General features: G+C 57.4%; 23 protein-coding genes. 16 read left to right on the top strand and 7 right to left on the bottom strand.

What is annotated here, in order from left to right; all coding sequences use genetic code 11:
- Window positions 1-171: 171 nt before the first annotated feature.
- Genes hpxZ through ACO0U8_RS13670 form a run of 4 tightly spaced genes read right to left on the bottom strand, consistent with a single transcriptional unit; the run spans window position 172 to window position 3,812 of the window.
- Window positions 172-555 (bottom strand): oxalurate catabolism protein HpxZ, encoded by a 384-nt coding sequence (hpxZ, locus tag ACO0U8_RS13685; protein WP_056781578.1) that lies wholly within the window; start codon window positions 553-555, stop codon window positions 172-174.
- Window positions 556-594: 39 nt separating this feature from the next.
- Window positions 595-1,998, bottom strand: coding sequence for an AtzE family amidohydrolase (locus ACO0U8_RS13680; protein WP_421670976.1), 1,404 nt, complete (start codon window positions 1,996-1,998; stop codon window positions 595-597).
- Window positions 1,995-2,189 carry an oxalurate catabolism protein HpxX gene (gene hpxX, locus ACO0U8_RS13675; protein ID WP_056781572.1) on the bottom strand — a complete coding sequence of 65 codons (195 nt, stop codon included), beginning with the start codon at window positions 2,187-2,189 and terminating at the stop codon, window positions 1,995-1,997. Before hpxX ends, ACO0U8_RS13680 begins: the two co-directional genes overlap by 4 nt.
- A 36-nt stretch (window positions 2,190-2,225) precedes the next feature.
- Window positions 2,226-3,812: a gamma-glutamyltransferase family protein gene (locus ACO0U8_RS13670; RefSeq protein ID WP_122097356.1), complete on the bottom strand. Its 1,587-nt coding sequence runs from the start codon at window positions 3,810-3,812 to the stop codon at window positions 2,226-2,228.
- 191 nt (window positions 3,813-4,003) lie between these two features.
- On the opposite strand from ACO0U8_RS13670, the gene ACO0U8_RS13665 reads away from it, so the two are divergent.
- The 9 genes from ACO0U8_RS13665 to uraH all read left to right on the top strand — a co-directional run bounded on the left by ACO0U8_RS13665 (window position 4,004) and on the right by uraH (window position 11,482).
- Complete coding sequence (locus ACO0U8_RS13665; RefSeq protein WP_056781567.1) at window positions 4,004-4,843, top strand: MurR/RpiR family transcriptional regulator; 840 nt, start codon at window positions 4,004-4,006, stop codon at window positions 4,841-4,843.
- Window positions 4,844-5,107: 264 nt separating this feature from the next.
- Window positions 5,108-5,893: a transporter substrate-binding domain-containing protein gene (locus tag ACO0U8_RS13660; protein WP_056781677.1), complete on the top strand. Its 786-nt coding sequence runs from the start codon at window positions 5,108-5,110 to the stop codon at window positions 5,891-5,893.
- Window positions 5,894-5,917: 24 nt separating this feature from the next.
- Window positions 5,918-6,583 (top strand): amino acid ABC transporter permease, encoded by a 666-nt coding sequence (locus tag ACO0U8_RS13655; protein ID WP_421670975.1) that lies wholly within the window; start codon window positions 5,918-5,920, stop codon window positions 6,581-6,583.
- 2 nt (window positions 6,584-6,585) lie between these two features.
- Window positions 6,586-7,236: an amino acid ABC transporter permease gene (locus tag ACO0U8_RS13650; RefSeq protein ID WP_122097357.1), complete on the top strand. Its 651-nt coding sequence runs from the start codon at window positions 6,586-6,588 to the stop codon at window positions 7,234-7,236.
- A complete protein-coding gene (locus ACO0U8_RS13645; RefSeq protein ID WP_421670974.1) occupies window positions 7,236-7,997 on the top strand; it encodes an amino acid ABC transporter ATP-binding protein in 762 nt (253 codons plus the stop codon). Before ACO0U8_RS13650 ends, ACO0U8_RS13645 begins: the two co-directional genes overlap by 1 nt.
- 131 nt (window positions 7,998-8,128) lie before the next feature.
- The gene (locus ACO0U8_RS13640; RefSeq protein ID WP_217204661.1) at window positions 8,129-9,367 is read left to right on the top strand and encodes a pyridoxal-phosphate-dependent aminotransferase family protein; all 1,239 of its coding nucleotides are present in this window, start codon (window positions 8,129-8,131) and stop codon (window positions 9,365-9,367) included.
- Window positions 9,367-10,641, top strand: coding sequence for an allantoate amidohydrolase (gene hpxK, locus ACO0U8_RS13635; RefSeq protein ID WP_056781552.1), 1,275 nt, complete (start codon window positions 9,367-9,369; stop codon window positions 10,639-10,641). Before ACO0U8_RS13640 ends, hpxK begins: the two co-directional genes overlap by 1 nt.
- A complete protein-coding gene (uraD, locus tag ACO0U8_RS13630) occupies window positions 10,638-11,132 on the top strand; it encodes a 2-oxo-4-hydroxy-4-carboxy-5-ureidoimidazoline decarboxylase (protein WP_421670973.1) in 495 nt (164 codons plus the stop codon). Before hpxK ends, uraD begins: the two co-directional genes overlap by 4 nt.
- A complete protein-coding gene (gene uraH, locus ACO0U8_RS13625) occupies window positions 11,132-11,482 on the top strand; it encodes a hydroxyisourate hydrolase (RefSeq protein ID WP_421670972.1) in 351 nt (116 codons plus the stop codon). The genes uraD and uraH overlap by 1 nt, the downstream gene beginning before the upstream one ends.
- A gap of 13 nt (window positions 11,483-11,495) precedes the next feature.
- Here the strand turns inward: uraH and ACO0U8_RS13620 are convergent, their stop codons facing one another.
- On the bottom strand, window positions 11,496-12,764 hold the full coding sequence (locus tag ACO0U8_RS13620; protein WP_122097362.1) for a glutamine amidotransferase-related protein: 1,269 nt from the start codon (window positions 12,762-12,764) through the stop codon (window positions 11,496-11,498).
- A gap of 212 nt (window positions 12,765-12,976) precedes the next feature.
- Between ACO0U8_RS13620 and ACO0U8_RS13615 the strand changes: the two genes are divergently transcribed.
- A complete protein-coding gene (locus ACO0U8_RS13615; protein ID WP_421670971.1) occupies window positions 12,977-13,483 on the top strand; it encodes a DUF1993 domain-containing protein in 507 nt (168 codons plus the stop codon).
- Window positions 13,484-13,880: 397 nt separating this feature from the next.
- Window positions 13,881-15,167, top strand: a complete 1,287-nt coding sequence (locus tag ACO0U8_RS13610) for a nucleoside deaminase (RefSeq protein ID WP_421670970.1) — start codon at window positions 13,881-13,883, stop codon at window positions 15,165-15,167.
- Between the two features lie 125 nt (window positions 15,168-15,292).
- On the opposite strand, the gene ACO0U8_RS13605 is transcribed toward ACO0U8_RS13610, so the two are convergent.
- Complete coding sequence (locus ACO0U8_RS13605; protein WP_056781534.1) at window positions 15,293-16,066, bottom strand: amidohydrolase; 774 nt, start codon at window positions 16,064-16,066, stop codon at window positions 15,293-15,295.
- Window positions 16,054-17,214: a pyridoxal phosphate-dependent aminotransferase gene (locus ACO0U8_RS13600; RefSeq protein WP_421670969.1), complete on the bottom strand. Its 1,161-nt coding sequence runs from the start codon at window positions 17,212-17,214 to the stop codon at window positions 16,054-16,056. The genes ACO0U8_RS13605 and ACO0U8_RS13600 overlap by 13 nt, the downstream gene beginning before the upstream one ends.
- Window positions 17,215-17,418: 204 nt before the next feature.
- On the opposite strand from ACO0U8_RS13600, the gene ACO0U8_RS13595 reads away from it, so the two are divergent.
- The 5 genes from ACO0U8_RS13595 (at window position 17,419) to ACO0U8_RS13575 (ending at window position 21,425) form a co-directional block, all read left to right on the top strand.
- The gene (locus ACO0U8_RS13595; RefSeq protein ID WP_421670968.1) at window positions 17,419-18,033 is read left to right on the top strand and encodes a methylthioribulose 1-phosphate dehydratase; all 615 of its coding nucleotides are present in this window, start codon (window positions 17,419-17,421) and stop codon (window positions 18,031-18,033) included.
- Entirely contained in the window at window positions 18,030-18,716 is a 687-nt protein-coding gene (mtnC, locus tag ACO0U8_RS13590; RefSeq protein ID WP_421670967.1) for an acireductone synthase, read from the top strand. Before ACO0U8_RS13595 ends, mtnC begins: the two co-directional genes overlap by 4 nt.
- 11 nt (window positions 18,717-18,727) lie before the next feature.
- Window positions 18,728-19,273, top strand: a complete 546-nt coding sequence (locus ACO0U8_RS13585) for a 1,2-dihydroxy-3-keto-5-methylthiopentene dioxygenase (protein ID WP_056781525.1) — start codon at window positions 18,728-18,730, stop codon at window positions 19,271-19,273.
- Between the two features lie 95 nt (window positions 19,274-19,368).
- Window positions 19,369-20,112 carry an SDR family oxidoreductase gene (locus tag ACO0U8_RS13580; RefSeq protein WP_056781522.1) on the top strand — a complete coding sequence of 248 codons (744 nt, stop codon included), beginning with the start codon at window positions 19,369-19,371 and terminating at the stop codon, window positions 20,110-20,112.
- A gap of 440 nt (window positions 20,113-20,552) precedes the next feature.
- Window positions 20,553-21,425 (top strand): DeoR/GlpR family DNA-binding transcription regulator, encoded by an 873-nt coding sequence (locus tag ACO0U8_RS13575; RefSeq protein WP_056781519.1) that lies wholly within the window; start codon window positions 20,553-20,555, stop codon window positions 21,423-21,425.
- The last annotated feature ends 1 nt before the right edge of the window (window position 21,426 follow it).

Below are 21,426 nucleotides of genomic sequence, written 5' to 3'. Positions count from 1 at the left end.
TTGAAAAAGCGGGGAGAGATCCAAGAGGGGCCCGTCCTGGCCCCTTTTGGGCGGTTTCGGCGCAGCGCGACAAGTGATCACCGCAATTGAGAAACCGAAACTTCCCCCGTCCAATCCTGGAAAAAGAACAGTTTCCTCAACTCTCCAAAGCTGAACCGCCCATTGGTTCGGTCAAACCATCAGACTCACATGGGCTGCCACAATCTTCCATCCACTTGCCATCTTCACCCAGGTTTGCTGCTGACGCCCCACACGGTCGGTCCCTTCGCGGCGAAACTCGGTGCTGGCGACCGCCATGTCATCGCCAAAGGTGGTGATGGTGGTGTTGATCAGTTCGCGATCCAGACCCTGCGCCGGGCGGGCGGCGCGAAATGCGCGGATGGAGTCGATGCCGTAAAGATTTTCCCCTGCGCCGTAGCGCACGGTGCGCGGATCGTGCCAGAACAGCTCGTCGAGAACCGCAGTGTCATTGGTGATCAGCGCCTGCTCATAACGATAAAATGCCGCGTTCATTTCGGCGAGGATCGCCGGGCGGTCAATATTGTCAGTTTTCATGTTTACTCTCTTTACCCTGGAAAACGGTGGCCTGTTAATTCAGGTATACATCACCGGAGAACTGCTGACGTTCACGATGCCCTGTTGCTCCAGCGCCCACGCAGCACGCAGGCACAGGTCTTCCCGCCACGGCGGTGCAATCAGTTGTAATCCTATCGGCAGGCCTGTTGCCGTCGTCACGGGAACGGTCACCACCGGCAGACCAAGGAACGAAACCGGCTGTGCCAGCATACCCATGCTGGCGCGCGTTGGCAGATCCTGACCGTTGATGTGAATCGTCTCCTGACCGATTAACGTCGCCGGACACGGCGTCGCTGGCGCAATCAAGATGTCCCAATGGTCAAACAATGGCAACACCTGTTGCTGAAACTGATGACGGAAACGCTGCGCCTGCACGTACCAGGCCGCCGGGATCATCGCCCCGGCCAGCAAACGCTCGCGGGAAAGCGGTTCAAACTGCTGCGCAATGCTGCGCAGTTTTGGCAAATACTGATTGCCCCCTTCCGAGGCGCTGATGATGAACGCGGCGGAACGGGCCAGTTCAGCCTGCGGCATATCAATTTCTTCCTGCGCCTCCAGCGCTTGGGCTATCTGACGCACCGCCTCTTTGGCGTGGCCGTCGCACCAGGTGGAGAAATAGCCGCCGAGGACCGCGGTGCGTAAACCTTGCTGGCCGCGTTTTAACTGAGAAAACGTCTCGGTGTTAGGTTTGTCTGCCTGAAAATGATCCTGCGGATCGGTGCCCTGAATGGCGTCATACACCTGTGATAAATCCTCGCTGCATCGCGCCATCGGGCCAAGATGATCGAGGCTGGCGACAAATGGCTGGCTGCCGCTGCGTGAGATCCGCCCGAAGGTGGGTTTCAGGCCGAGAATGCCGCTCAGGGAGGCGGGCACGCGGATCGAGCCGTTGGTGTCGCTGCCCAGCGTGAAATGCACCAGACCGGCGGCCACCGCGGCGGCAGAACCGCCGGACGAACCGCCCGCTACACGGGTCAGATCGCGCGGGTTGCGCGTCGCGCCGTAATGGCTGTTTTCCGTGGTGAAACCGTAGGCGTACGCATCCATGTTCAGCATGCCGGAAAGCATCGCGCCCTGTGCGGCGAGGCGTGAAACTGTCCACGCATCATGACGTGCGGCGGCGTTGCTGCTGTTAAGGCTCGCACCTGCCAGCGTCACCTCACCGGCCACGTCCAGCAGGTTTTTCACCGCGTAGGGAATGCCGGCCAGTGGCGATAAGGTTGCGCCGCTGGCACGGGTTTTATCCACTTTTGCTGCTTCACTCAACATGCGTTCGCGGGTGATATGCGTATACGCGTTGATGACAGGATTGGCCTGTTCAACGGCGCTGAGCGTCGCGGTGGCGATTTCCGTGGCGGAAAGCTCGCCCCGTGTGAGGGCCTGGTGCAGCTGGCTGATGGTGAAATGATCGAACGATTTCATGCGCGATACACCCCGGCGATTTCCAGACGCGAATCGAGCGGTAAATCCATCAGCGGTTGCGCCATCTGCGCGATGCGGCTGAACTGTATCAGCAATTCCTGACGACGCGCGTCGTCGAGATCCAGTGCCAGAACGGACTCCATCTGACGGACATAAGCGGCCCAGTCGGTCGCTGCGGGTGGCGTTTTCATGTTGCTTCCTTATCCATTCTTATGAGCGAACTCTGATTAAAATCCGGCGGCGCTGCCGTTGCTGCGCGGGTCGGAGGCACCTTCAAACATGCCGTTGGTGTGGCGCACAATCGCCCCAGCATGGCCGACGGCCTCGCTGAAATCCGGTAATAATTCGACGTCGTGGCCGCGCTGCCTCAGCCCGGCCTGTGTCAGATAGTCGAAGCGGCCTTCCAGTTTCAGGGAATCCGAACTTTCGCCCCAGGTCCGGCCCAGCAGCCAGCGCGGCCCGCTGATCGCCTGTTGTAAGGATTGCCCCTGCACCACGTGGCGGATAAACACTGCCGCCTGCGTTTGCGGTTGTCCGTCGCCGCCCATCGAGCCATACACCAGCGTGCGGCCATCGTATAAACGTGCGGCGGCGGGGTTCAGCGTGTGGAACGGTTGTTTGCCCGGCGCCAGCGCCAGCAGATGATCGGGATCGAGGCTGAAAGAGGCGCCGCGGTTTTGCCACAGCACGCCGCTTTCCGGCAGCACGACACCGCTGCCAAACTCGTGATAGATGCTCTGGATAAACGACACCGCCAGCCCGCTGCTGTCCATCACGCCCATCCAGACCGTATCGCCGGGGCCTTTACCTTTGCCCCAGTCGGCGGCGCTGTGGGGTTTGATTCGGGTTGCGAGAGCATCGAGATACTGCGGATCCAGCAGGCTCTGGGCGTCCTGCGTCATCATGCGCGGGTCGGTGATGAAACGATCGCGCAGGCCGAACGCCAGTTTGGTGGCCTCGACGATGCTGTGAATGGTGGCGCTTTCGTCCATGCCTTCCAGCGGCAGACGGTCAGTCAGGCCGAGGATCGCCAGTGAAACCAGCCCCTGCGTCGGCGGTGTCAGGTTGTAGATTTCGCCTTTGCTGTGTTTGAGGCGCAGCGGCACGCGGCGCTGTGGCTTATACGCCGCGAGATCGGCACGGGTGACCGGCATACCCAGTTTTTCCATGTCGGCGGCCATGCTGTCGGCCAGTTCGCCACGGTAAAAACTGCCCAGTCCGTCTTCGCACAACATGGAGAGCGTCTGCGCCAGCTGCGGCTGGGTAAAGCGGTTGCCGGCGCGCGGCACTTCGCCGTTTGGCAGAAAGACGTCGGTAAATGAGCGGATGTCTTTCAGTTCGTGTTGTTTGGCGCGGGTGGCGGCTTCCTGAGAGGCGGTGACCGGTATGCCGTCGGCCGCATAGCGAATGGCATCGCGCAGCAGGCGCGACAGGGGTTTTTGCTCGCCGCCAAATTCAGCGGAAATGTTCAGCGCTTCCTGCCAGCCGCCGACGGTGCCCGCGACGGTCAGGGCAGATTTCGGGCCTCGATGCGGAATATGCGTTTCACCGGCGTAGAACCCGATCGATGCCAGCGATCCGGCGGCACCGCTGGCGTCGATGGCCACCGGATTGCCCTGCGGTGGCACAATCAGCCAGAAACCGTCACCGCCGAGCCCGTTCATGTGCGGATACACCACGGCAATCGTGGCAGCGGCGGCGACCATGGCTTCAATGGCATTGCCGCCTTCACGTAATACCGCAAGCGCACTCTGGCTTGCCAGGTGATGAGGCGTCACCGCCATACCGAGCGGTGCGCTGTTACTGTTAATCATGCGATGTCCTTTTTGAGACGCTTTTTTATGCTGCCCGTGTTTGCAGGGTTTTGGGCGCGTAGGGATAACGTTAAGCAAGAGGTGTTCCACATCGGCAGATTTCTCACGCTTTCCTGCATAATTTCGCTTGCATTGGCAAGCATAGTGCATGCCATGATAGGTGCTGAAACATTGGTTACAGAGGCGGTGAGATGAAACAAATTGATGAGCGTCTGCGGGATCATTACGCAGAGCTGACGCCGCAGGAACAGCGCGTCGCCGACTTTATATTTGCCAGTATCGATGATCTGATGAGCTACAACAGCGCAGAGCTGGCGCGGCTTAGCGGCGTGTCGAAGGCCACGGTCAGCCGCCTGTTTAAGCGTCTCGGCTACCCGAGTTATCGCGATATGCGCGATGAAATGCGCACCCTGCGCCAGAGCGGGATGCCGCTGACCGACAGCCGCGACGCGGTGCAGGGCAACACCCTGTTATCCCGCCACTATAAGCAGGAAATGGCTAATCTGACCCAGTGGATTAACCAGATCGACGGCGCTCAGTTTGGCGCGCTGATCACCGCCCTGAGTCAGGCGCGGCAGGTGCGTCTGCTGGGCTTTCGCAACAGCTATCCGGTGGCGCTGCACCTGCGCCAGCAGCTGATTCAGGTGCGCGCAGGGGTGATGATGATGCCGCAACCAGGGCAAACGCTGGCGGAAGAACTGGTGGATCTCACCGCGCAGGACGTGGTGATTTTCGTCGCTTTCCGCCGCAGGCCGCGTATGGCGAAAGCGATTCTCACGCAGTTGCAGTCGCTTGGCGTGCCGGTGCTGCTGATTTGCGAGCCGCAGGCGCAGACGCTTATCCCGCTGGCCGCCTGGCATCTGGCCGCACCGCTCGACAGCGTCTCGGCGTTTGACAGCTATTCCTCCGCCATGAGTCTGGCGAATCTTCTCAGCAATGCGTTACTGCACGATACCCTGGCCTCGGGCCGTCAGCGCATTCATCAGATTAGCGATCTGTATACCGATCTGGATGAGCTGGAGCAGCGCTGATTCCCGTTTACAGAACAAATTGAGCGCTTTTCTGGTGCTTTCGCACAATTTCAGTGCATCCTGCTTTTCCGTATTACCTTCTTTTTGCCCTGATACAGGGCAAAAAAAACGCTTCTGAATGCCTCCGTATTCGTCTGATCCCTTGTCGTACCGTGACTTAGCGCACAATTTTTCCGCTGAAACGTTTTTGGCACATTCGTTGCAGAGTCATGTTTATAAGAATCTATCGTTCCAAAAACCTTTCACCGGAGATAATCTATGAACATGAACAAACGGCTGTTGGCGTGGGCAGGTGCTGCAATGCTGGTGCTTCAGGCATCCGGCGCGATGGCCGATCAGTTGCAGGATATTCAGAAACGCGGCGTGCTGCGCGTGGCCGTGCCTCAGGATTTCCCGCCGTTTGGTTCGGTGGGAAAAGATCTGCAACCTGAAGGTTATGACATCGATATGGCGCAATACCTGGCCGATAAAATGAAACTTAAGTTGCAACTGGTGCCGGTGACCAGCGCCAACCGTGTGCCTTATCTGCAAACCGATAAAGTGGATCTGGTGATTTCCAGCCTCGGTAAAAACGCCGAGCGTGAAAAAGTGATCGATTTCAGCAACGCCTACGCACCGTTCTTCCTCGGCGTATTTGGCGCGAAAGGCGACAAACTGGCGGATCTGAAAGCACTGTCCGGCAAAACCATCGGCGTGACCCGTGGCGCGGTGGAAGATCTGGCGCTGACCGATGTGGCACCTAAAGACGCCAAAATTCAGCGCTACGAAGATAACAACACCACGCTGTCGGCGTACCTGTCCGGTCAGGTGGAATACATTGCTACCGGTAACCTGGTGGTGGCGGCAATTGCGCGTATGAACCCGGCCAAAGCGCCTGAGTCGAAAGTGATGCTGAAAGATTCGCCGTGCTTCGTTGGCCTGCGTAAAGACGAACCGGCGCTGAAAGACAAAGTGAATGAACTGATTGCCGAAGGCGTGAAAGACAAGACGCTCAACGCGCTGTCCGAAAAATGGATGAAGGCTCCGCTTCCGGCGTCCATCGGCGCGTAATCCACGTTTTCACGGAGATCTTTCATGACCTATCAGCTTAACTTTAGCGCGCTGTGGCCTTATATGCCGGAGCTGTTGGCCGGCTTATGGATCACCATTGAGCTGACGGTGATGGCAACGATTGGCGGCGTCGCGATCGGTATCTGCGGCGCGGCCATTCGCTGCGGCAACCATAAAACCCTGCGGGCGGTGTGGGGCGTTTATGTCGAAGCCATCCGTAATACGCCGTTTGTGGTGCAGCTATTTTTCATTGTTTTTGGTCTGCCCGCCATCGGTCTGAAAATGACCGCCGGTGAGGCGGCACTGCTGGCGATGCTGATTAATCTCGGCGCGTACAGCACGGAAATCATCCGCGCCGGTATTCAGGTGACGCCGAAAGGCCAGTGGGAAGCCGGGCGCGTGCTCGGATTAACGCGCAGCCAGACCTTTCTGCGCATCGTGCTGCCGCCGTCGCTGAAACGTATTTATCCGTCGCTGGTCAGCCAGTGCATTATCGTGATGCTCGGATCGTCCGTGGTATCGCAGGTGTCTTATGAAGAACTGACGTTTGCGGCCAACTTAATTCAGTCACGCACTTTCCTCAGTTTCGAAGTGTATCTGGTCACCACGTTGTTCTATTTAATGCTGTCGGTCGCGATGCGTCAGCTGTTGCTGCTGGCCGGACGCCGCTTCTTTGGGAGTGAAAACTGATGATGACCTTCACTGACTGGGACATTGTGCGCAATCTGTTGCTGGCGGCGCGCTGGACGCTGTTGCTGTCGCTGACCGCGTTTGTCGGTGGCACGCTGGTCACGTTACCGCTGCTGCTGATGCGCCTGACCAAACGCCGCTGGCCGTCGCGTTTTGTGCGCTTATATTCCGAGCTTTTCCAGGGCACACCGCTGCTGATGCAGCTGTTTCTGGCATTCTTTGGCCTCGGGCTGTTTGGCATCAACGTCAGCCCGTGGACAGCAGCCGCGCTGGCGCTGACCCTCTACACCAGCGCGTATCTGGTGGATATCTGGAGTGGCAGCATTGCCGCGTTACCGAAAGGCCAGTGGGAAGCGTCGCGCTGCCTTGGCCTGAATTTCGGCCAGACATTATGGCGGGTGATCACCCCGCAGGCGCTGCGGATTGCCATCGCACCGACCGTCGGGTTTTCCGTTCAGGTGGTGAAAGGCACGGCGCTGGCGTCGATTATTGGTTTTGTCGAGCTGACCAAAGCGGGCACGATGCTCAACAACGTCACCTTCGAACCCTTCAAAGTGTTCGGACTCGTGGCGCTCGGCTACTTCCTGATGTGCTACCCGCTGTCGCGTTACAGCCAGCATTTAGAGAAATCGTTGCGTGGAGATAAACAGTAATGCCGTTGATCACAATTAATCAGGTTCAAAAATTTTACGGCCAGAACCACGTACTGAAAGGTGTGGATCTGGATATCGACAGCGGTGAAGTGATCTCCATCATTGGCCGCAGCGGCTCCGGGAAAAGCACGCTGTTGCGCTGCATAAACGGGCTGGAAGGCTATCAGGAAGGCAGCATCAAACTGGGTGGCATGACCATCACCGACCGCGATTCGCAGGCGCGTGATATCAGCCGTTCCGTCGGCATGGTGTTCCAGAGTTTCAATCTTTTCCCGCACATGACCGCGCTGGAAAACGTCATGCTGGCCCCGCGCCGCGTGCTGAAAAAGTCCGCCGCCGAATGCCGCGAACTGGCGGCACAGATGCTGGCGAAAGTCGGCCTGGCGGATCGCATGGATTATTACCCGTCGAACCTGTCCGGCGGCCAGCAGCAACGTGTGGCGATTGCCCGTGCGCTGGCGATGAACCCGAAAGTGCTGCTGTGTGATGAAATCACTTCGGCGCTGGATCCGGAATTAGTCGGCGAAGTATTGAAAGTGCTCGAGCAGCTGGCGAAAGAGGGCATGACGCTGGTGCTGGTGACGCACGAAATGAATTTTGCCCGTGAAGTGGGCGACCGCGTGGTGTTTATGCATCAGGGCACCGTGTGGGAACAGGGCGAAAGCCGGGCGCTGTTTTCCAATCCGCAAACTCCCGAGCTGAAACAGTTTATCGCCTCCGTACGCGGCTTAAATGAAGAGACGCTGCCTCTTTCAGTGTGAAGCGGCGTTGGCTGCTTTCTCTCACCCCGGTCACTGAGTGAGCAAAGTGAACGGGGATTCGTTCAATTGCCGCCTTGCTGCGCATTGAAATCTATTGGGTATCAGTTCTTAAAGAAATTAAAGGATCCACTATGTCAGATTTCATCTCTCCCGGACAAATCAACCCGCCGACCCGTCTGCTGATGGGGCCGGGGCCGATCAATGCCGATCCGCGCGTGCTGCGGGCGATGGCGAGCCAGCTGGTCGGGCAATATGATCCGGTGATGACCGGTTACATGAACGAAGTCATGGCGCTGTACCGTGCGCTGTATAAAACCGAAAACCAGTGGACGTTCCTGATCGACGGCACCTCGCGCGCCGGTATCGAAGCCGTGCTGCTTTCCGGTATCCGTCCGGGCGACAAAGTGCTGGTGCCGGTGTTTGGCCGTTTCGGTCATCTGCTGTGTGAAATTGCCCGCCGCTGCCGTGCCGAAGTGCACACCGTCGAAGTGCCGTGGGGCGAAGTGTTTGATCCGCAGCAAATCGAAGATGCGATTAAATCGGTGAAACCCCGCTGGCTGCTGACCGTGCAGGGCGATACCTCCACCACCATGTTGCAGCCGCTGGAACAGCTGGGCGAAATCTGCCGCCGCCACGGCGTACTGTTCTATTCAGACGCCACGGCGTCATTCTGCGGCAACCCGCTGGAAACCGACGCCTGGGGTTTAGACGCCGTGTCAGCCGGCTTGCAAAAATGCCTCGGCGGCCCGTCCGGCAGCTCACCGGTGACCATCAGTCCGCGCTTTGAAGAACAAATCCGCCGCCGTAAATGCGTGGAGGAAGGTATCCGTACCGCCGACCACGCCGACGGCGACGAAGAGATGATCTACTCCAACTATTTCGATCTGGGCATGATCATGGATTACTGGGGGCCGGAGCGTCTGAACCACCATACCGAAGCCACCAGTATGCTGTTCGCCTCGCGCGAATGCGCACGCATCATTCTGGAAGAAGGGCTGGATACCGGCATCGCCCGTCACAAACTGCACGGCGGCGCGCTGCTGGCCGGTATTCAGGGAATGGGGCTGGAGGTGTTCGGTGACCTCAATAACCGCATGAACAACGTGCTCGGCGTGGTCATTCCGCAGGGCGTGCATGGCGAACAGGTGCGTCAGATGATGCTTAACGATTTCAGTATCGAAATCGGCACCTCATTTGGCCCGCTGGCTGGGAAAATCTGGCGTATCGGCACCATGGGCTACAACGCCCGTAAAGACTGCGTATTGCAGACACTGGTGGCGCTGGAAGCGGTGCTTAACCGTCTGGGCTTTGCGTCGAAATACGGCGCAGGGGCGCAGGCTGCGTGGGATCACTACGCAGGAGGTCAGTAATGGCAGAAGCCTTTACGCTGGCTGCGGTTTCCGGCAGCGCAAAACTGGCCGCTGAACGGGTGATGGCGCGCTGCGACGCACTGGCCGCCATCAGTGAAACACCGGGGCAACTGACCCGCGTGTATCTCTCGGCAGAACATTTGCAGGCCAACCGTCTGGTGGGGGAGTGGATGGCGCTGGCCGGTATGCGCGTCTGGCAGGACAGCGTCGGCAATATTTGCGGGCGCTATGAAGGGCTTGATGCGTCAGCACCTGCTCTGCTGCTCGGCTCACATCTTGACAGCGTGCGCAACGCGGGGCGTTACGACGGCCCGCTCGGCGTGCTCACCGCGCTGGAAGTGGTGGCGCATTTGCATCAGAACGCCATCCGTTTGCCGATGGCGGTGGAAATTGTCGGCTTCTGCGATGAGGAAGGTACGCGTTTTGGCATCACGCTGCTGGGCAGCCGCGGGCTGACCGGCACCTGGCCCGCGCAGTGGCTGGAACGCGAGGATGCGCAGGGCATCACGGTGGCACAGGCGATGCACAACGCCGGGCTGGATCCGCTGAAAATCGGCGCGTCACAGCGTGCGGTCAGCGATTTTTGCGCTTATCTGGAACTGCATATCGAGCAGGGCCCGTGCCTGCAAACGGCCAATGTGCCGCTCGGTGTGGTCACGGCGATTAACGGCGCGCGTCGTCTTAATTGTGAATTTACCGGTCACGCCGGCCATGCCGGCACCGTGCCGATGGGGCAGCGTCAGGACGCCCTGACTGCCGCCGCCGAATGGACGCTGGCGATTGAAAGCATCACCACCGCCACAGGCCGCAATCTGGTGGCGACCGTCGGTACGCTGGAATGCCTGCCGGGCGCGGTCAACGTCATTGCGGGGCAGGTGAAACTGTCGCTGGATGTGCGCGGCCCCCGTGATGAGGATTTATCCGCTTTACTGGAAACGCTGCTGGCGAAAGGCCGGGATATCGCGGCGCGTCGCGGGCTGACCTTCGCGGCCGAACAGTTTTACGGCATCCGCGCCACCGCCTGCGACGCCGGTTTGCAGCATCGTCTTAATCAAAGTGTTTTACACTTACAGGGGCAGGCGATGTCGCTGCCAAGCGGCGCGGGGCACGACGCCATTGCTATCGCCGAATGCTGGCCGGTCGGCATGCTGTTTGTGCGCTGTAAAGACGGTATCAGCCATCATCCCGATGAATCCGTCACCACCGGCGACGTGGCTTATGCGGTGCAGGCGTATATCAACACCGTGCTGAGTTTTAAAGAAGGGCATTTATGACGCTGGATGAGTTTAACGCGCTGTCTGAATTCGAAGCCGTTGCGCTGCTGCGCCCGCTGGTGAATATTCCGTCCTGGGCGACGCAACTCACTGACGCACGGCCTTATTCTTCGACGCAACGCCTGATGCAATGCGCCGAAGCAGCCTGTCAGCATTGGCAGCCGGATGACATCGCCCGTGCACTGTCGGCGCACCCGCGCATTGGCGAGCGTGCCAGCGGTGCCAGTAAGGAAGCACAGCTTTCCCGTGGCGAACAGGCGACGCTCAATATCAGCCAGCAGGCGGTCATCGATGCGCTGCACGAGGGGAACCTGCGTTATGAACAACGTTTCGCACGGGTGTTTCTGATCCGCGCCAAAGGGCGCAGTTCTGAAGACATTCTGCATAATCTGCAACGCCGTCTTGAAAATTCGCCGGACGCTGAAGATCAGGAAACGGCGCAACAACTCCAAGAAATTACCCTGCTGCGCTTAAAGGAGATTTTCCAATAATGACCACGGTTTCTAAAACGAAAGTCACCACCCACATTCTCGATACCTCCTCAGGGCAGCCTGCGGCCAACGTGCGCGTCTGGCTGGAAAGCCTTGACGGGCAGAACGTAACGCTCATCAGCGAAACCCAAACCGATGCCGATGGCCGCGCCGCGAAATTAACGCCGGAACCTGTCGCCTCCGGGCATTACCGGCTGTGTGCGGATATCGGCGCGTATTTCGCCGCGACCGGCCGCGCGACGCTGTATCACTCGGCCATTATTGATGTGATGCTCGACGGCAGTCAGGATCATTACCATCTGCCGCTGTTGATCAGCCCGTATTCTTACTCGACCTATCGCGGCAGTTAGACCCGTGGCCCGATCAGCCCATCAGCAGGTGCGGTTGTTTTAAGCGCACGCTTTTGGTCAGCGCATCGTGGCTGACGTCGTGCTGGCGGTTGCTCTGGCGAACCTGTTGCAGGAAGGTCATCAGCAGCGGATGCGGGCGCTCGCGGCGTGACATCAGCTCCGGCTGCCCCTGGATCCCGATAAAACAGGCATGGTTGCTCAGCTCAACCGCCTGCGCCTGTTCCCCGCTTTCGTCATAACCAGAAACGCACAGCCCCGCGCTTTCCAGTTCCGCCAGTAATTGCGGATTCAGGTAGCGGCGCTGGTTGTAGCGCAGCGTAAACTCCTCGCCCATTTTATTCGCCAGCAGGCTGCCGCTGCGGCTGAACACCGGATGATTCCCCAGACGCGGCTGCGTATGTTCAGCCAGCGGCAGGCCGGTTTGCAGGCTGCCGAGCGGCGAGGGGCCGTGCATCACCACGCGCTCCTGTCCGAGCACTTTCTGCCCGAGCGCGGTCACCATCTGATGCATCCCCTGATTGATGCCCAGCACCGGCGTCTGATTCTCCAGCGCCCAGGTGGCGGTCGCCAGTTGCCCGGCCTGACAGTCTGTGTGGGTCAGCGTCATGCCCGGCAGAATAATACCGTCCACATCAAAGAGTGTGGAATCCAGCTGGCTGCCCAGCAGCGTTGGCGTCACCCAGACGACGTCGATGTTCATTGCCAGTGCATCGGCGGCGTCTCCCAGTGCAGCGAGCATCGCCGGATAGCTGTCGCGCTGCCCGGCAATATCCCCCACCAGCGCCACGCGCAAGGTTTTTCCTGCCCGCATGACCGGTTGTGACACGGAGCCTAAAGCCCAGCGGCCAAAGGCATCACGCCCCCAGCCGTTACTGCGAATTTTGCCGGTGGTGACGTCTTCCAGCTGGAATTTATCCTGATGGCGCACCACGGTTAATGATTCGATTTCAATGCCCTGTTCAGCGAGTTGCGCGGCCAGTTCTGCGGATAACGGTTCACGCAGTGGCACCACGATATCTTCTTTAAGTGCCCGATAAATCAGTGATTCCAGGCTGGATTCAGCACCCGCACCGCGCCCGGTCAGGCGCTCGAGCCATACCAGCCCGCTGGTCAGCGCATGCCCCTGCGCCGTCACGTGCTGGCGGGCATTCGGGTAACGTTGCGCATCATGACTGACGGGGAAGTGACACAGCGGCAACGCGCGCAATTCAGCAAGTATCGCTGCCATCGCGCCGTACAACGCAGGCTCGGGCGTGGTGTGTGCAATAAAGGTGATGGTCATCAGTGGTCCTCTGTCAGATGTTTTTGCGGGGGTAGTGAATGCAAGAATTGATCCACACAGGGGCCTGTTTACATGCGCTGACAAAAAGAGAGGCGAATGCCGTAAACCGGATTTGCGTCACACTCCACTGCTATAAAACGTCGCGTTGTTCAGACCGTAACGCGCTAAGGTAGCGCCAGTTGTTCTAACCCATCATTCACAGAGGAAGCATCATGTCAGCATCGCTTTATGGCAGTACGGCCGCACAGTTTGTTCGTGGTTTACAGAATCTCTCAGCCCTGCTGGAAAAGGGCGCGGCATGGGCAAAGGAAAACGGAAAATCGGAAGAAGAGGTGCTCAATACCCGCCTGGCCGATGACATGTATCCGCTGGCGCGTCAGGTGCAAATCACCAGTGATATGTCAAAAGGCGCGATCGCCCGCCTGTCAGGCACTGCTGCCCCTGCGATGGAAGATAACGAAGTGACGTTTGCCCAGTTACAGGAGCGTATTGCTAAAACGCTGCGTTTTATCGAAAGCGTGGATGTCGCAAAACTGGAAGGTTATGAATCCCGTGAGATCGTGGTGAAAGGCAAAAATCACGAACTGAAATTCACCGCGCACAGCTATGTGACCGCGTTTGCCGTGCCGAACTTCTATTTCCACATCACCACCGCCTACAACATTCTGCGCCACCTTGGCGTGAATATCGGTAAAGCAGACTTTATCGGCGCGATATAACAGTTAAGTTTGATCCGGCGTTTACCCTGCGGGCAGGCGCCGGAACAGGTACTTCTTCTTTGGCATTGAGACGTTCTCATAAAAATAGAAAGTCAGAACGGTTGCTGATGATATGACCTGAACCGCGCTTTGTTATTACGCCCTGTAATTTATTTATTCAGCTCGTAAATAAAACTTTTAATATTCACGAGGATTATGATTAAAGTAAAACAATTCTGAAATACCCTCTTTTTTATTTAATACCCCCGCTGCCACCGCTGGCACAACAGCTTCCATTATTTAATTAAAGATTAATTTGCCACGATAAAGCCTCTTTAATTCCGGCGTATTTATTCAATGACGTTTCGCGAATTAATGATCTTCAATTTATGCACTTAATCTAATGGAAGGATTTACTATGTGTAATTGCAATTGTAATTCATCAAATAAAACGGCATTAAAAGCGGGCGCAGTGAAAGACGTCACGTATGTTTCTGTCGAAGCGGCCGCCGCCGCTGCGGCAAATCAGGCCATGCTGGCTTATTGCCAGAATACTTTCAGCGTCGGCGGTGTAATGCTCGATGGCACAGGAAAAGTGCTGAATTCGATTCATAATAACGTCGTCATGAATAATAAGACCAACGATCCTACTGCTCACGGTGAAAGACAACTGATCGACTGGTATTACGCGCAGATTGCTCAGGGTGTTGAGATGCCACCTCCGTCCGAGATTACTATTGTGACCTCGCTGGATCCCTGCTGCATGTGTACCGGTTCGATTATTACCGGCGGCTTTAACGTGATTTCTGCGGCATTCGATACTTATTCCGGTATCAATTACGACACCCTGGCGGATTTCCCTTCGCTCTCTGACGATCTGGCTGTGGTGGCGCAGGAGACATTCAGTTATCCGGCCGTCAACGGCGATAACTGTTTTTCCCGGCCGGCAAGTTCTGCGCCGGTGGCGGAGTTCTTTACGCAAGACGTGATTGATGTGCAGACGCTGGCGCTGTGTGAGTCTATTTTTGACGCCACCCTGACGCAGGTGAAAGCCAGCATCAACTCAGATTTACCGCCGGATCAGTTGAAAGATATCAAAGCATTACCGACCGATGATCCGATCGTTGTGGCGTTGCAGGCCATCTATCCGGACGCTTTGCAATATACCGCCCCTTCACGTGGCGCACCGGATGCCGGGCTGGCTCCTTTCCTGATTGAAGCGGCGAATACGGATATTGCTCTGGGCGGTAAAGGTAACTCGGTCGCATTCCTCGATTACTTCGGTAATTTGCTGTTGTGTTTGTCCGGTAACGAAACAGCTTCATTGATTCAGACGGCGTTTTTACTGGTGACGCGCAATTATGCACAACTGCGTTATAACCTGCGGGATTCTCTCGGCGACGAAAAAGTATTGCCTTATCTCGGCCATCCTAAATACGGCACTTTTGTTTTTTCGCATGGTCCGGACGAGTCATCACACAGCCTGATTGAACTTGGTGCCTACGGTTCAACCATGGAAGGTGCATTGCCTGAGGAGAATCCGAATTCCTTCCAGTACGGTGTGCCGACCATCGCGCAATCCGAACTGGATGCGTATTGTCAGAAACTGCCGCCGTTATACAGCTCGGAAATTAAGGTTCACCCGCAACAGGTCGTGGATCAGGGGTTGATCGACGCGCTGGAGGCCGGTTTACCGACCGTTTAATGTCTGTCCGCCGCACTCAATCGTTGGCCGCCTGGTCATTTCACAGGCGGTTTTTTCGTTTGATCAAACAGCCCCGGCGTGACTGACGCGAGCTTTCCCTGACGAAAGGCTGAGTTTCTGGCCGATCACTCGTGCAGCAAAAACGTGTCGGCATCGCGCCAGGCGGGGAAGGCTTCCCGGTAATCCTGCAACGCTTCCAGCGACAGTTCGGCGTCAATAATCATCGCGGAGCCGGGCTCGGCCCGCGCGAGTTCTTCACCCTGCGGAGTAATGATCAGGCTGTCACCGCTGTAATGATGGCCGTTATCGTCATCACCGACGCGGTTACATCCGGCCACGTAAGCCTGATTTTCAATCGCGCGGGCGGTAAGCAGCGTCTGCCAGTGGTGGCTGCGGCGTGCCGGCCAGTTGGCGACGTAAAGCGCCAGGTCATAATCCTGATTATTGCGCGAGGCGACCGGGAAACGCAGGTCGTAACAAACCTGCGGCAGGATCCGCCAGCCGCGCCATTCGACGATTTCACGGCGTTTACCCGGCACATAATAATGGTGTTCACCGGCCATGCGGAACAGATGGCGCTTGTCATAAAAATGCACTTTCCCCTGAGGTTCAACCAGCAGGAAACGGTTGACGGCACCTTCTGTTGTACTCAGCGCGACGCTGCCGCCAATCATGGCGTTCAGTTGTTGCGCCCACTGTTGCAGCCATTGCACCACACGCGACTGCGGCAACGCGCTGCCCGGCGCCTGCATGGCGAAACCGGTGGTGAACATTTCAGGAAGAACAATCAGGTCGCGGCCGGTCAGCGCACCCAGCAGGCCATCGAAATGCGCGAGGTTGGCCTCGCCGTCCAGCCACACCAGCGGCTGTTGCAGTACGGACAGTTTTAAAGTTGACACAGGCGCTCCGCGGCAGCGTCCAGCGTGGCTTCCTGTTTGGCGAAGCACAGCCGGATCAGTTTATGTGGGAAAGGGGCGGCGCAGAATACCGACATCGGAATCGCCGCCACGCCCGCATGTTCAGTCAGCCAGTGGCAGAAGGCAACGTCGTCTAAATCGGACACGTCACTGTAATCGACCAGCAGGAAATAGGTGCCCTGGCCCGGTAACACTTTCAGGCGGCTGTTCGCCAGCCCCTGCGCCAGACGGTCGCGTTTGGCCTGATAAAAGGCCGGTAATTCCTGCCAGTGTTCCGGCGCTTCCCGCAGCATATCCGCCAGCGCCAGCTGCACCGGCGTGGTGATAGAGAAGGTCAGATACTGGTGAACCTTGCGCAGTTCCGCGCTGATGACCGCCGGTGCGATGCAATAGCCCACGCGCCAGCCGGTCATGTGATAGGTTTTGCCGAATGACGACACCGCGATGGCGCGCTGACGTAACTCGGGATGACGCAGTACGCTGGCGTGGCCTTCCGCTGCAAAGCAGATGTGCTCATACACTTCATCGCTCAGCACGAAAATGTGTTTATCCGCAATGGTCTGCCAGAGCTGCTCAACGTCGCTGTGGCGCCAGACGGTGGCCGACGGGTTGTGCGGCGTATTGATGATCACAAGTTTGGTGCGGTCGGTTATCTGATCGGCGAATTCCGCCCAGTTCACTTTGAATTCCGGCGGCTGCAACTGAATGCGTTTCATCACGCCGCCCGCCAGCTCTACCGCCGGGGCATAACAGTCATAGCTCGGATCAAAGGCGATCACTTCGTCACCTTGCGACACCAGCGCGGTGATGGCGATATACAGCGATTCTGTCGCGCCCGCCGTGATAGTGATGTCGGTGGTGGCATCCGGGGCAAAGCCGTAAATCTGTTCGGTTTTCGCGGCAATTGCTTCGCGCAGCGGCGCGGTGCCGGTCATAGGCGCGTACTGGTTCGCGCCCTGACTGACGTGATACGCCAGACGATCTCTCAGATATTGCGGGCCATCGAAATCAGGAAAACCCTGCGACAGGTTAATCGCATTGTGTTTCTGCGCCAGGGCACTCATTTGGGTGAAAATCGTGGTGCCCAGGGCAGGAAGTTTACTTTCGGGGATCAGTGCGGCTGTGCTCATGGCGGGTCAATACTCCTGGACCGGTGCAGATAGCGATGTTGCTCACAATATAACACGATGTTAATATTTGGCAATCGAGACGCTTAGATGGCTAAATGCCAATTTGGTCTAAGCGGCAACACATTGTGTATATCGCTATAAATCATAGATATCGCCATTTTCATCCCGAACTCCGTCCCTCAACGCACAGCTTTCAGGAATACGATGACAGAGAATTTGCAACTGGGCGCGCTGCTGGCGGCCTGTCACTGGATTGGTCAGAAGGGCTGGAGCCCGGCGACGGGCGGCAATATGTCGATCCGTGAAGGCGATGCACATTGCCTGATCACCGAATCAGGAAAAGACAAAGGATCGCTCACCGCAGAGGATTTCCTGCTGGTGGAACTGGAAAGCGGGCTGGCACCCAGTGGCCGCCGTCCGTCTGCGGAAACCGGTCTGCACACGATGCTGTATTCCCGCTATCCTGAAACAGGTGCGGTGCTGCATACCCATTCGGTGAACTCGACCGTGTTGTCGCGGGTTGAGCGCAGCGGCGCGCTGGTGCTGGAAGGCTATGAGATGCAGAAATCGCTCAGCGGCCAGACCTCGCACCTAGATCAGGTGGTGATCCCGATCTTCGACAACAGCCAGGATATTCCTGCGCTGGCGCAGAAGATCATGGCGTCGGCAGAGCGCGCGCCGTTGCAGTATGGTTTTCTGCTGCGCGGCCACGGCCTGACCTGCTGGGGCAAAGATGTGACCGAAGCGCGCCGCCACCTGGAAGGGCTGGAATTCTTATTCCAGTGTGAACTGCAACGTCGCCTGCTGGAGGCTAAATGATCCGCGCCATCGTCACTGATATTGAAGGTACCACCACGGATATCCGCTTTGTGCATCAGGTGTTATTCCCTTATGCCCGTCAGCGCCTCGCCGAATTCCTGCGTCATGAGCATGAGCAGCCGGACGTCGCGGGCGCGCTGAACGCCCTGCGCGCTGAAATCGACCGGCCACAGGCCAGCGTCGAAGCGCTGATCGAGCAGCTTTTCACTTACATGGATAACGACGTGAAATCGACGTCGCTGAAAGTGTTGCAGGGCATCATCTGGCGGACCGGTTATGAGAACTGTGATTTTCGCGGACATCTTTATGACGACGTTGCACCGCAGCTGGAAGCGTGGAAAGCCGAAGGCCTGCAACTGTGCGTGTATTCGTCCGGTTCGGTGGACGCGCAAAAATTACTGTTTGGCTACAGCGATGCGGGGGATTTAACGCCGCTGTTCAGCGGATATTTTGATACCCGCGTCGGTGCCAAGCGTGAAACGGAGTCGTATCAGAACATCGCCGAACAGCTGATATTGCCGCCGCAGGATCTGCTGTTTTTATCGGACATCCGTCAGGAACTGGACGCCGCGCGCTTAGCGGGCTGGCACACCTGTCAGTTGATCCGCGATGACGCTGACGAGCTCAGCGATCACCTGCAAGTAAATCGTTTTGATCAGATAGCCTTAGAAACATTCTTATAAGAGGGTTGACCATGAGTGCATTGACGATTTTTAGTGACCAGGATCCTTCGGCACCCGTCTGGGAAAGCCGTGACGGCGAGGCCATCGCCGCCGAACTGAGTAAAATTGATGTGCGTTTTGAACGCTGGCAGGCCGATCGCGATTTGGGCGAGAACCCGCAGCCGCAGGACGTGATTGCCGCGTATCAGCATGAAATCGACAAACTGGTGGCCGAGAAGGGCTATCAGAGCTGGGACGTGATCAGCATGCGCCCCGACCACGAACAGCGCGACGTGCTGCGCACCAAATTTCTCTCTGAGCATACCCACGGGGAAGACGAAGTGCGTTTCTTCGTGGAAGGCGCAGGGCTGTTTTGTCTGCACCTGAACGGAAAGATTTTTCAGATCCTGTGTGAGAAAAACGATCTGATTTCCGTGCCGGCCAATACCCGCCACTGGTTTGATATGGGCGGTTCGCCTTCTTTCACCGCGATCCGTGTATTCGATAATCAGGAAGGCTGGGTGGCGCACTTCACCGGGGATAAGATTGCGGATGCCTATCCGCGGCTGGGGGAATAAGCTTTTTCGCTTTTAAGAAAGTTTAAGGCCCGTAGCAAGGGCGTGGGCGTTGGCCCGCGCCGTCACTTTCCTCACTTCCCTGATGGAGCCTCCTTATGAAAATCGCCCTCGTCACCGGTGCCAGCCGCGGTATTGGTCGCGCAACGGCTCTTCTCCTTGCGCAGCAGGGTTACGCCGTCGGTGTGAATTACGTTAATAACGACATCGCCGCGCAGTCGGTCGTCGATGACATCCTTCAGGCTGGTGGCAAAGCCATCGCCCTGAAAGCCGATATTGCCGACGAAGAACAGGTTGTGGCGATGTTCAGACGGCTGAGCGCTGAACTCGGGCCGGTGACCGCGCTGGTGAATAACGCCGGGATTTTGTTCCAGCAGACAACCCTTGAAAATCTCTCCGCCGAACGTATCAACAAAGTGCTGTCTACCAACGTGACCGGTTATTTCCTGTGCTGCCGTGAGGCGGTGAAAATCATGTCGCACCGTCATGGCGGAAATGGCGGGGCGATTGTTAATGTCTCCTCCGCCGCTTCCCGTCTGGGCGCGCCGGGTGAATATGTGGATTACGCCGCGTCGAAAGGCGCGGTGGATACCCTGACCACCGGTCTGGCGCTGGAAGTGGCGGCGTACGGTATTCGCGTTAACGGCGTGCGGCCTGGGCTTATCTACACTGACATGCACGCCAGCGGCGGGGAGCCGGGGCGGGTGGATCGGGTGAAAGCCAACCTGCCGATGCAGCGTGGCGGCCAGCCGGAAGAAGTCGCTCAGGCCATTTCCTGGCTGCTATCGGATTCCGCCTCCTACGTCACCGGCAGCTTTCTCGAGCTGGCCGGCGGCAGATAACCGAAAACGGGGAACGCTCCCCGTTTTTCATCTGTTTTACCCCGCTTAAACCCACCTCCCTTGCCGCACCCGGCGCGCCAGTTAAAGGCGAATTTGTTGATCTGGTGAAACAGCGAATTTCCGGCGCAACGCCAGCGTTTTTTTCCACTGATCGCTGAAACGGTCAATTCCACACAAACGGTCATTAACGGTCAGCGGTAAGCGCGAGGAATTGTGACCGTTTGCAAATCTGTTGCTGTCTTGTTGCAACGCAAATGACGATTTAATGCCGTTCCCGCCACAGATCCAAACTTTAACATTTCATCTTTTCTCACCTTTTCGTGACAACTATCACAAGACGATTGTGGCAAAAAATGCGCACGGTCGCCTTTGAGGCACTGCGCATTCCGTGAGCATCCGGCTGCGTATCCTATTTGACATCGGGAAAGAGGAATCACCACATGCTGCCAGTAGAGCGACATCGTTATATCACCGAAATTCTCAGCCAGCGCGGACGCATTCTGGTGCAGGAAGTGGCGCAGTTATGCCGCATCTCGCTGGAAACGGCGCGGCGGGATCTGGCGCTGCTGGAAAAGCGCGGCGTGTTATTACGCAGCCACGGCGGCGCGGTGTTTATGGAGCATTCGGCGGGCGAAAAAACCTATGTGCCTTCGCAGATCGAGCAGGGCGAATCCTTTCGGGACCGCAGTAATCAGTCACCGGACAGCAAAACGCGCATCGCCAAACGGGCGTTACAACTGATCAATCCCGGCGATTGTCTGCTGCTCGACAGCAGTTCCAGCAGCTGGTTTCTGGCGCGCCAGTTGCCCGACATTCAGCTGGTGGTGCTGACCAACTCGGTACACATCATTCAGACGCTGGCGGTGAAAGCCAATGTGCGGGTGATCGGGCTGGGTGGCGAATATTCGGCGAAGTATGAAGATTTCGTCGGCGTGCTGGCCGAACAAATGCTGAAAGAGTTCGTCATCAACAAGCTGTTTTTCTCCTGTCACGGCATCAGCCACGAAGGCGGGATCCGTGAAAGTAACGAGCATCACGCGCGGCTGAAACAGCAAATGCTGTTGTCCTCCGAGCACAAAATTTTGCTGGCTGACGCCAGCAAATTCGGCCGCCGCTCTTTTGCGCGGATCTGCCACTACCGGGAAATCGACACACTGATAACAGACCATCTGGAGGATGAAGAATTCCGCCAGGAACTGGCCTGGAGCAACGTTAACGTGATTGAAGTTTCTCCGTCACCCCTACAGAAAAAAACTAAAACAGCCGCAACGGCGCGTCAGCTGCGGCACATAACTGACCTACCAGGAGAGTAAA

It is taken from the genome of Rahnella sp. EDr1-12 (genome assembly GCF_049206505.1).
Taxonomy (GTDB): Bacteria; Pseudomonadota; Gammaproteobacteria; order Enterobacterales; family Enterobacteriaceae; genus Rahnella; species Rahnella rivi.
The sequence above is the reverse complement of the archived record's forward strand: the minus strand, read 5'-3'. Positions and strand labels throughout refer to the sequence as shown.